Origin of the sequence: Phenylobacterium sp., from assembly GCF_020402505.1 — a bacterium.
In the GTDB taxonomy this organism is placed as follows: Bacteria; Pseudomonadota; Alphaproteobacteria; order Caulobacterales; family Caulobacteraceae; genus Phenylobacterium.
Genome location: NZ_JADBZL010000177.1, coordinates 1 through 8635 on the forward strand (window position 1 = coordinate 1; position 8635 = coordinate 8635).

General features: G+C 71.0%; 9 protein-coding genes and 1 pseudogene. 5 read left to right on the plus strand and 5 right to left on the minus strand.

Annotated features, from left to right (window positions below; translation table 11 throughout):
* The 4 genes from IM632_RS12165 to truA all read left to right on the plus strand — a co-directional run.
* Window positions 1–815: DNA recombination protein RmuC (locus IM632_RS12165; protein ID WP_296552393.1), on the plus strand; the 815-nt coding region annotated here is incomplete at its 5' end.
* A 33-nt stretch (window positions 816–848) separates the two neighbouring features.
* Window positions 849–1358 carry a peptide deformylase gene (def, locus tag IM632_RS12170; protein WP_293512109.1) on the plus strand — a complete coding sequence of 170 codons (510 nt, stop codon included), beginning with the start codon at window positions 849–851 and terminating at the stop codon, window positions 1356–1358.
* A 67-nt stretch (window positions 1359–1425) separates the two neighbouring features.
* The gene (fmt, locus tag IM632_RS12175) at window positions 1426–2352 is read left to right on the plus strand and encodes a methionyl-tRNA formyltransferase (protein WP_296479470.1); all 927 of its coding nucleotides are present in this window, start codon (window positions 1426–1428) and stop codon (window positions 2350–2352) included.
* Window positions 2352–3110 carry a tRNA pseudouridine(38-40) synthase TruA gene (gene truA / locus IM632_RS12180; RefSeq protein WP_296479472.1) on the plus strand — a complete coding sequence of 253 codons (759 nt, stop codon included), beginning with the start codon at window positions 2352–2354 and terminating at the stop codon, window positions 3108–3110. The genes fmt and truA overlap by 1 nt, the downstream gene beginning before the upstream one ends.
* On the opposite strand, the gene dapE is transcribed toward truA, so the two are convergent.
* The 4 genes from dapE to argB are packed head-to-tail and all read right to left on the minus strand — an operon-like array spanning window position 3083 to window position 6669.
* Window positions 3083–4237 carry a succinyl-diaminopimelate desuccinylase gene (gene dapE, locus IM632_RS12185; RefSeq protein WP_296552394.1) on the minus strand — a complete coding sequence of 385 codons (1155 nt, stop codon included), beginning with the start codon at window positions 4235–4237 and terminating at the stop codon, window positions 3083–3085. The genes truA and dapE overlap by 28 nt on opposite strands.
* Window positions 4238–4241: 4 nt before the next feature.
* Window positions 4242–5081 carry a 2,3,4,5-tetrahydropyridine-2,6-dicarboxylate N-succinyltransferase gene (gene dapD, locus IM632_RS12190; protein WP_293519725.1) on the minus strand — a complete coding sequence of 280 codons (840 nt, stop codon included), beginning with the start codon at window positions 5079–5081 and terminating at the stop codon, window positions 4242–4244.
* Complete coding sequence (locus tag IM632_RS12195; protein ID WP_296479477.1) at window positions 5078–5740, minus strand: pyrimidine 5'-nucleotidase; 663 nt, start codon at window positions 5738–5740, stop codon at window positions 5078–5080. The genes dapD and IM632_RS12195 overlap by 4 nt, the downstream gene beginning before the upstream one ends.
* Window positions 5737–6669 carry an acetylglutamate kinase gene (argB, locus tag IM632_RS12200; RefSeq protein ID WP_296479479.1) on the minus strand — a complete coding sequence of 311 codons (933 nt, stop codon included), beginning with the start codon at window positions 6667–6669 and terminating at the stop codon, window positions 5737–5739. Before argB ends, IM632_RS12195 begins: the two co-directional genes overlap by 4 nt.
* A 214-nt stretch (window positions 6670–6883) precedes the next feature.
* Here argB and IM632_RS12205 point away from each other — a divergent pair.
* Window positions 6884–8064, plus strand: a pseudogene (locus IM632_RS12205) (amidohydrolase family protein).
* Between the two features lie 152 nt (window positions 8065–8216).
* Here IM632_RS12205 and IM632_RS12210 read toward each other — a convergent pair.
* Window positions 8217–8635, minus strand: a 419-nt coding sequence (locus tag IM632_RS12210) for an acyl-CoA dehydrogenase family protein (RefSeq protein WP_296552396.1), incomplete at its 5' end; no start/stop codon positions are given.

Genomic DNA, 8635 nt, shown 5'->3' on the forward strand with positions numbered 1-8635 from the left:
ACGAGACCCAGAAGCTCACCGCCGCCCTGCGCCGGGGGGTCGGCGTTCAGGGACGCTGGGGCGAGCAGACCCTGCGCAACGTCCTGGAGATGGCCGGTCTGCAGAACCGGTTCGACTTTCTCGAGCAGGTCACGGTTACTTCCGGAGAGCGCCGGCAGCGGCCCGACGTGGTGGTGCGCATGCCCGGCGGCGGCGAGCTGGTCATCGACGCCAAGGTCTCCATCGGCGCCTTCCTTGACGCCCAGGACGCCCCGGACGAGGCCCAGCGCGAGGCCGCCCTCGCCCGTCACGCCGACAGCGTCCGCACCCACGTACGCACCCTGGCCTCCCGGGGCTACCAGGACGAGTTGGGCGGCAGCGCTGACTTCGTGGCCATGTTCATCCCTGGCGACAGCTTCCTGGTCGCCGCCCTCGACCGTCAGCCGGACCTGTTGAACGAGGCCATGGCCCAGAAGGTCGTGGTGGTCACCCCCACCACCCTCTTCGCCCTGTGCAAGGCCGTCTCCTACGGCTGGCGGGTGGAGGACCAGGCCCGGGGCGCCGCCGAGATCGCCCGGGTCGCCCGCGAACTCTACAAACGCCTGTCCGACATGGGCGGCCACGTCGCCGGGGTGGGCAAGGCCCTGACCCAGGCGGTGGAGCGCTACAACCAGGTGGTCGGGTCCCTGGAGAGCCGCGTCCTTCCCCAGGCCCGGCGCTTCGAGACCCTGGGCGTGGACCACGAGGGTAAGCCCATGCCGGAGCTGCCCCACATCGAGACCGGCGTGCGTCCCCTGGCCCGGCTGGACCCGAAGGACGAGGACGGTGCGGCTTGACGCTGCCGGGGCCCGTCCCTAACTGGCGAGACCATGGCCCTGCGCGAAATCCTCACCGTCCCCAACCCTGTGCTGAAGCAGGTCTCCACCCCCGTCGCGGCGGTGGACGACGACCTGCGCCTGCTGATGGACGACATGCTGGAGACCATGTACGCGGCCCCGGGCATTGGCCTCGCCGCCATCCAGGTGGGCGTGCCCAAGCAGGTGATCGTCATGGACCTGGCCCGGCAGGACGAGCCGCCCCAGCCCCGCTACTTCGTCAATCCCGAGATTCTCTGGGCCTCGGAGGAAACCGCCCCCTACGAGGAGGGCTGCCTGTCCGTTCCCGAGGTCTATGACGAGGTGGACCGCCCCGCCCGGGTGAAGCTGAGGTATCTCGATTATAACGGCCAAGAGGTGGTCGAGGACGCCGAGGGCCTGTTCGCCGTCTGCATCCAGCATGAGATGGACCACCTGAAGGGCGTGCTCTTCATCGACCACCTGTCCCGGCTCAAGCGCGAGCGGGCGGTGGCCCGGGTGCGCAAGCTGGCCCGCACGGGCTGATCCGGCCCTTCCGGTTCCCCCCCCCCTTTCAGTTTCCTCGCCGCCGCGGGAGGGGTAAACCCGCCCCATGCGCCTCGCCTTCCTCGGAACCCCCGACATCGCCGCCGCCTGCCTCAGCGCCGTGGCGCAGGCCGGTCATGAGGTCGCTGCGGTCTACGCCCAGCCGCCGGCGCCGCGCGGCCGCGGCCAGGCGCTCCGTCCCTCGCCGGTGCAGGCCCTGGCGGAGTCCCTTGGCCTGACCGTCCGCACCCCGGCCTCGCTGCGTGATCCGGCCGAGGTCGAAGCCTTCCGGGCCCTCGGCCTCGACGCCGCCGTGGTGGTGGCCTACGGCCAGATCCTGCCCCGCGAGGTGCTGGAGGCCCCGCGCCTGGGCGCCTTCAACCTGCACGCCTCCCTCCTGCCGCGCTGGCGCGGCGCCGCGCCCATCCAGCGCGCCATCATGGCCGGCGACGAGGTGACCGGCGTCCAGGTGATGCGCATGACCGAGGGCCTGGACGAGGGGCCGATCCTGGCCACGGCCCGGCTCGACATCCGGCCGAATGAGACCGCCGGGACCCTGCACGACCGCATGGCGAGGGCAGGCGCCGACCTCCTGGTCGCAACCCTGGCCGACATCGCCGCCGGCCGGGCGGTGGAGACGCCGCAGGCCGCCGAGGGGGCGACCTACGCCAAGAAAATCAGCCCCCGCACGGCCCGCCTGCGCTGGACCCGCCCCGCCGCCGAACTGGACTGCAAGATCCGCGGTCTCTCGCCCTTCCCCGGCGCCTGGTTCGAGGCGAACGGTCCCCGGGGTCCGGTGCGGGTCAAGGCCCTGCTGAGCCGGGCCGAGGCCGGGTCGGGGGCGCCGGGAACCGTCCTGGACGACGCCCTCCTGGTGGCGACGGGGGAGGGCGCGGTGCGCCTCTTGCGTCTGCAGCGCGAGGGCCGCGGGCCGCAGGACGTCGCCGACTTCCTGCGCGGCCTGCCCCTGCCCGCCGGGACGAAGCTGGACTGATGCCCCGCTACCGCCTGACCCTTGAGTATGACGGCGGCCCCTACAAGGGCTTCCAGGCCCAGGGCGACCTGCCGACGGTGCAGGGGGCGGTGGAGCGGGCGGTCCTGGCCTTCAGCGGTGAGACCGTGCGCCTTCAGGCGGCGGGGCGCACCGACACCGGCGTCCACGCCACCGGCCAGGTGGTGCACGTGGACCTCACCCGGGACTGGCCGGCCCAGACTGTTCGAAACGCCCTCAACGCCCACCTGGCGGAGGAGGCGGTGGTGGTGCTGGACGCCGAAGTCGCGCCGGAGGGCTGGCACGCCCGCTTCTCGGCCACCGAGCGGCGCTACCTCTACCGCATCCTCAACCGTCCGGCGCCGCCGGCCCTCGACCGCGGCCGGGTCTGGCACGTGAAGGCGCCCCTGGACGCCGACGCCATGCACGCCGCCGCCCAGGTCCTGGTGGGCCATCACGACTTCACCACCTTCCGCGACCTGGCCTGCCAGGCGAAGTCGCCCCTCAAGACCCTGGACGTCGCCGAGGTCAGCCGCAGGGGCGAGGAGGTCTGGCTCAGCTTCGCCTCGCGCTCCTTCCTGCATCGGCAGGTCAGGTCGATGACCGGCACCCTGGCCGAGGTGGGGATCGGGCGCTGGACGGCCCAGGACGTGAAGGCGGCCCTGGAGGCCCGGGACCGCCGGGCCTGCGGTCCTGTCGCGCCCGCGACGGGCCTCGTCCTGACAGGCGTCGCCTACGCCGAGGGCGGCGCTGCGAAGTAGCGGCGGATCAGGGTCTCGTAGACGGTCTGCAGTCGGCGGATCTCGTCCACCGGCGCCCGCTCGTCGACGGCGTGCATGGTGCGGCCCACCAGGCCCAGCTCCACCACCGGGCAGAGGGCGCGGATGAACCGGGCGTCAGAGGTGCCGCCAGTGGTCGAAAGGTCCGGCCTCTGTCCCGACACAGCCTCCACCGCGCCGGCCACCAGTTCGGTGAAGGGCCCCTGCTCGGTCAGGAAGGCCTCGCCGCTGATCGCCGGGGTCAGGGTGATCGTCCCGGGAAAGCCTTCGGCCGCGCGGTCGGCCTCGGCCTGGATCCAGGCGGCGAGGTCCACGCCCCTGTGGGCCGGGTTGAAGCGGATGTTGAGACGGGCCGTCGCCACCGCCGGGATGAGGTTGGTCGTGGGGTTGCCCACGTCAATGGTGGTGACCTCCAGGTTCGAGGGCTGGAAGTCCGCATAGCCCTCGTCCAGCACCCGGGCCTGCAGGGCCGCCAGCAGGCGGATCAGGACCGGCACGGGATTGGCCGCCCGGTGCGGATAGGCCACATGCCCCTGGATCCCCTCGACCCGGATCCCGACATTGATCGAGCCCCGGCGCCCGATCTTGACCATGTCGCCGAAGCTTTCGGCGCTGGTGGGCTCGCCGACGATGCAGTGGTCGATGACCTCGCCCTCGGTCCTCAGGGTCTCGACCACCCGCTTGGTGCCGTCGAGCGCTGCGCCCTCCTCGTCGCCGGTGATGAGGAAGGACAGGGAGCCCGTCACCGCCCCCTCGGCCAGGGTCGAAGCGGCGGCGGCGGCGAAGGCGGCGATGGCGCTCTTCATGTCCACCGCCCCCCGGCCGATGAGCACCCCGTCGACGATGTCGGCGGCGAAGGCCTCGCGGCTCCAGGCAGCGGCGTCGCCCACCGGCACCACGTCGGTATGGCCGGCGAAGCAGAGGTTGGGCCGGGCCGTCCCGATCCGGGCGTAGAGGTTCTCGATCTCGCCGAAGCGCATCCGCCGGCAGGAAAAGCCCAGGCCCGCCAGCACCTGCTCGACCACGTCCATGGCCCCGGCGTCGGCGGGGGTGACGGACGGCCGGCGGATCAGCTCGCGGGTCAGCTCGACGGCGTCGATCCCGGCCATGGGCCTAGTCCCTCAGGAGTTCGTTGATGGAGGTCTTGGCCCGGGTGCGGGCGTCCACCGTCTTCATGATCACTGCGCAGTAGGTGCCCGGCAGGCCCTCGTGCGGACTGGGGCGGCTCCCGGACATGACCACCGAATAGGGCGGCACCTCGCCGGTGAAGACCTCGCCGGTCCGGCGGTCGATGATCGGGGTGGTGGAGGTCAGGTAGACGCCCATGGACAGGACGCTGCCCTCGCGCACGATCACCCCCTCGGCCACCTCTGAACGGGCGCCGATGAAGCAGTTGTCCTCGATGATGGTTGGGTTGGCCTGCAGGGGCTCCAGGACCCCGCCGATGCCCGCGCCGCCGGACAGGTGCACATTCTTGCCGATCTGGGCGCAGGACCCGACCGTGGCCCAGGTGTCGACCATGGTCCCCTCGTCCACGAAGGCGCCGATGTTCACGAAGGAGGGCATCAGCACCACATTGCGGGCGATGAAGGCGCCCTTGCGCACCACGCAGCCGGGCACAGCGCGGAAGCCGGCGGCCTCGAACCGGGATTCGCTCCAGTCCTCGAACTTGGTGTCGACCTTGTCCCAGTAGGGTCCTGGCCCCGGAGCATGATGCATACGGTTCGGGTTCAGGCGGAAGGACAGGAGGATGGCCTGCTTGACCCACTGGTGGGTGGTCCAGACGCCGTCCTCGCCCCGCGTGGCGACGCGCAGGTCGCCGCTGTCGAGCTGGCGCAGGGTCTCGTCGACGGCGGTGCGCACCGGGCCGGTGGTGGCGGTCGAAACCTGGTCGCGCGCCTCCCAGGCGGCTTCGATCTCGGCGCGGAGGTCGGCGTAGGTCAGGCTCATCAGGCGGTCTCCCGGAGGCGGGCGTGATTGAGGAAGGGCGCGAGCTTGCCCGTCCGATGGTGGACGAAGGGCGCCTCGGAGGCCAGCGCCCGGGGGCCCACCAGGACGGTGGTCATGCCCAGGTCGTGGGCCGGCTTCAGGTTGCGCTCGGAGTCCTCGAAGAAGGCGGTGGCGGCGGGGTCCAGGCCGTGGCCCTCGATCATCCGCATGAAGCCCAGGGGGTCGGGCTTGGGCGCAAAGCCGAAGGAGTGGATGTGAAAGACCTGGTCGAAAAGGTGCGTCAGGCCCAGGTGGTTCAGCACCCGCTCGGCGTGGAGATCGTCGGCGTTGGTGAAGATCAGCCGGCGGCCGGGCAGGCGGGCCAGGGCGACCAGCAGCTCGGGATCATGCGCCAGGGCGTCCAGGCTGAGGTCGTGGAACAGGGCGTGGAAGTCCTGCGGGTCCACCCCGTGGTGACGCATGAGCCCGCCCAGGGTCAGGCCATGCTCGGCCAGATACTTCTTCTGCAGGGCGAAGGCGGCGTCCCGCTCCAGACCCGTCACCTTCATGACGAAGGCGGTCATGCGGCTCTCGACCTGGCGCATGAAGCCGGACTCCTCCGGGTAGAGGGTGTTGTCCAGGTCGAACAGCCAGGTGTCGATATGGCTGAGGTCCGGGCTCATCGGGTGATGAGGGTTCCCGACCCGTGCTCTGTGAACAGCTCGACCAGCATGGCGTGAGGTCGGCGGCCGTCCAGGATGACCACGGCCTCGACGCCCGCCTCGACGGCGGCGATGGCGGTCTCCAGCTTGGGGATCATGCCGCCCGAGGCCACGCCCGAGGCGATGGCCGCCCGGGCCTCGTCCACGGACATCTGCCGGATGAGCTCCCCGTCGGCGCCCAGAACGCCCGCCACGTCGGTCAGCAGCAGCATACGCTTGGCAGACAGCGCCCCGGCCAGGGCGCCGGCCACCGTGTCGGCGTTGATGTTGTAGGTCTGGCCGTCCTCGGCCACGCCTATGGGGGCGATGACCGGGATGTAGTCATGCTCGGCCGAGATCAGCCCCTGGATCAGCTGGGGATCGATCCGGGTCGGCTCGCCCACGAAGCCCAGGTCCACGACCTGCTCGATCTGGCTGTCCGGGTCCTTGCGGGTCCGGGTCGCCTTCTCGACGGTGATCAGCCGGGCGTCCTTGCCGGACAGGCCCACGCCGCGGACGTCGGCCTCGGCGCCGGCCAGGGTGATCCAGTTGGCGATTTCCTTGTTGATCGCGCCGGAGAGGACCATCTCGGCCACCTCCATGGTGGCCTGGTCGGTGACCCGCAGGCCGTCGACGAAGGTCGATTTCACGCCCGCCTTGTCCAGCATGCGCGAAATCTGCGGCCCCCCGCCGTGCACCACCACCGGGTGCAGGCCGAGGAGCTTCAGCAGAACGGAATCCGCGGCGAACAGGCGCGCAGTCTCTTCCTGGCCCATGGCGTGGCCGCCGTACTTGATGACCACGGTCTCACGGTCGTACTGCTGAATGAAGGGCAGGGCCTCGGCCAGGGTGCGGGCGGTCGCCCAGCCCTGCGCCTCGTCGCCTTCGCGGGTCGCTGACGTATCGCTCAAGTCCCGGACCTCCTGCACGCGTCGGGGGTCCGATACCGGACCCGGGCCCCTCTGTCACCCGCCGGGCGCCCTGCAGGCGCGGACCATGCTAGACGGGACCACCAGACCCTTGCCGGAGTTGCCCATGCGCCCGATCGCCGCCCTCGCCGCCGCCAGCCTTCTCCTCGCGGCCCCCGCCGCCGGCGCCGGGACGGTCGCCGTCACCGCCGACCGGATGATAGACGTGGCCACGGGCGCCCGGATCGACCAGCCGCAGGTGATCATCACGGACGGCCGCATCGCGTCGGTGGGCCGTCGGGGCGACGCCCTTCCCGCCGGGGCCTCGAGCCTCGACCTGCCGGGCGTGACCCTCGTGCCGGGCTGATCGACATGCACGTGCACATCACCTCCTCCCCCCTCTACGGCGGCTACAACAGCCTGCTGTTCACGGACTCCTTCTGGACGGCCATCGGCGTCGCCCATGCGAAATCCACCCTGGAGGCGGGTTTCACCACCATCCGGAATGTCGGCTCGGAGGGGTATGGCGACGTGGGCCTCAAGCAGGCCATCGAGGAAGGCTTCGTCCCCGGCCCGCGCATCGTGCCGGCGGCCTACGCCATCGGCGCCACGGGGGGGCACTGCGACTCCACCTTCTTCCCGCCGTCCATGAACGAGCAGAGCCCGGCCGTCATCGACAGCCCGGACGAGGCCCGGCGCATGGTCCGCAAGATGCGCAAGTACGGCGCCGAGGTGATCAAGATCTGCGCCACGGGCGGAGTCTTCTCCCGGGGGTCCTCCCCCGGCGCCCAGCAGATGACCCTGGCCGAGATGCAGGCCGTGGTGGAGGAGGCTCACGCCGCTGGCATGAAGGTGGCCGCCCACGCCCATGGCGCCTCGGGCATCCGCCAGGCCCTCGAGGCCGGGGTCGATACCATCGAGCACGTCAGCCTGGTGGACGACGAGGGCATCCGCCTGGCCGTACGGAAAGGCGCTTGGTTCTCGATGGACATCTACAACACCGATTACACCCAGGCCGAGGGCGCGAAGAACGGCGTGCTGGAGGAGAACCTTCAGAAGGACCGGGACATCGGCCTGATCCAGAGGCAGAACTTCCAGAAGGCCCTGAAGGCCGGGGTCCGGATGGTCTACGGCACGGACGCCGGGGTCTTTCCGCACGGCGACAACGCCAGGCAGTTCGCGGTCATGGTGCAGTGGGGGGCCACGCCCCTCCAGGCCCTGCAGTCCGCCACGATCAACGCCGCCGAAGCCCTGGGTCAGGCCGGCCAGGTCGGCCAGATCAAGCCGGGCGCCTGGGGCGACCTGGTGGGCGTCAAGGGCGATCCCCTGACCGACATCAAGGTCCTGGAAAGGCCCGTCTTCGTCATGAAGGGCGGGGAGACGGTCCGCCGCCCTTAGGTCCCGGCGCCCCCTCAGTCGGCTTCGCCGACAGCTCCCCCGCAGGGGAGCAGTTAAGTCACTGTAATTCCTCCACCTCTTGAGGGGGAGGTGGCGCGCGCAGCGCGACGGAGGGGGCCTGCCGAGGCGCCGTCGCCGGCCCTGCAGCCAGGTCAGAGCGACCGGGCCACGACCTCCTTCATGATCTCCGACGTACCGCCGTAGATGCGCTGCACCCGGGCGTCGCGCCACAGGCGGGCGATGGGGTACTCGTTCATGTAGCCGGCGCCGCCGTGCAGCTGCAGGGCCGCGTCGCAGACCTCCCACTGCAGCTCGGTGTGGAAGAGCTTGGCCGCCGAGGCCTCCGCCGCCGTCAGCTCGCCCTGCAGGTGCCGGGCCGTGCACCAGTCCAGGTGCGCCCATCCCGCCTGCAGCTTGGCCTTCAGGTTGGCCAGGGTGAAGCGAGTGTTCTGGAAGTCGAAGACGGTCTGGCGGAAGGCCTTGCGGTCCTTGGTGAACTTCACGGCCTCGTCGAAGGCGCGCTGGGCGCCGGCCTGGCCGGAGATGGCGATCTGCAGCCGCTCCTGCGGCA